The organism is Luteibacter sp. ME-Dv--P-043b (assembly GCF_030209605.1).
Classification (GTDB): Bacteria; Pseudomonadota; Gammaproteobacteria; order Xanthomonadales; family Rhodanobacteraceae; genus Luteibacter.
This window is the reverse complement of the sequence record NZ_JARVRT010000024.1, coordinates 1-1,143: the sequence shown is the minus strand read 5'-3', so window position 1 is coordinate 1,143 and position 1,143 is coordinate 1. Positions and strand designations below refer to the sequence as shown.

1 protein-coding gene is annotated in these 1,143 nt (G+C 64.4%); it reads left to right on the top strand.

All coding sequences use genetic code 11. The features are described from left to right. Nucleotides 1-214 precede the first annotated feature (214 nt). Nucleotides 215-1,143: IS110 family transposase (locus tag QRN34_RS14005; RefSeq protein WP_285405313.1), on the top strand; the 929-nt coding region annotated here is incomplete at its 3' end.

Sequence of the window (1,143 nt, the reverse complement as noted above, 5' to 3'; positions counted from 1 at the left end):
CGTGCGCTTGTGTCTTTTCGATGGGGTAGATTCGAAGTCGAGAGCGGAGTGTGGCAGGCCGATTGTGCGCGGTGCCTTGAGCACGTGTAGGAGCCCGGGCCGCCACACTCCCTTCTTCCACCAAGCCCGAACAGTTGCCCGAGTTAACGGCTCGAACATCACAAGCGTGGGCCCGTGGAAGTGCTCTCTATCCCGCCCTAGCTGGAACGAGACGATGACTTTTTACCTCGGTATCGACGTCAGCAGCAAGACGCTTGACGTGGCTTTCTTCCGTGCCGGTGAACATACCGGCGCCTGTGAGCAGTTCGACAACAGCCCAGCCGGCGCGAAGAAACTGCTTCGCATCATGGCCAGGCTGGACGTGCAACACGTGGTCCTGGAGGCCACCGGTGGCTACGAGAACCTGATTCTTGATGCCATGGCCCAGATCTATACGGTGACCCGGATCGCCTCGCATCGTGGCACCGCTTTCGTGCGTAGCCTGGGCAAGTTTGCCAAGACCGACAAGGCCGACGCCAGGGCCTTGGCCCACATGGCCCAGACCATCACGCCGCAGCCCTATAAGCCGCCAACGCCGGCGCAGCGCCATCTGCGCGGCCTGGTGAAGGGCCGGGATCAGTTGATCCGGCAGCGCGACGACAACCGCCGCCGGATCAAACGGTGCGAGTCGATGGTCGTCCAAGGGGCGCTAGAGCGGGTAGACGCCCTGCTGACCGCGGAGATCAAGGCACTCGAAGGGCTCATGGCGGAAGCCGCCAAAGCCGCCGATGCGCCGCTCGCTGAGCAACTGCTCCAGGTGCCTGGCCTGGGCAAGATCGCCGTCGCCACGCTGCTGGCCTTCCTGCCGGAGCTGGGCCAACGCGGCAATCGGCAGATCAGCGCGCTGGTCGGCGTCGCGCCGTATACCAAGCAGAGCGGACGGCGCGACGGCCCCCGCCAGATCATGGCCGGCCGGCCCTTCGTGCGGCGCATCCTTTACATGGCCGCACTCGCCGCCATCCGCAGCACCCAGTCACCTCTGAGAGCCCACTATCAGGCCCTTAAAGAGCGAGGCAAGCCTCCGAAGGTGGCCATCGTGGCCTGCATGCGCAAACTGCTCATCACCCTCAACGCCATGGTCCGCGATCAGACTCCATGGCACGG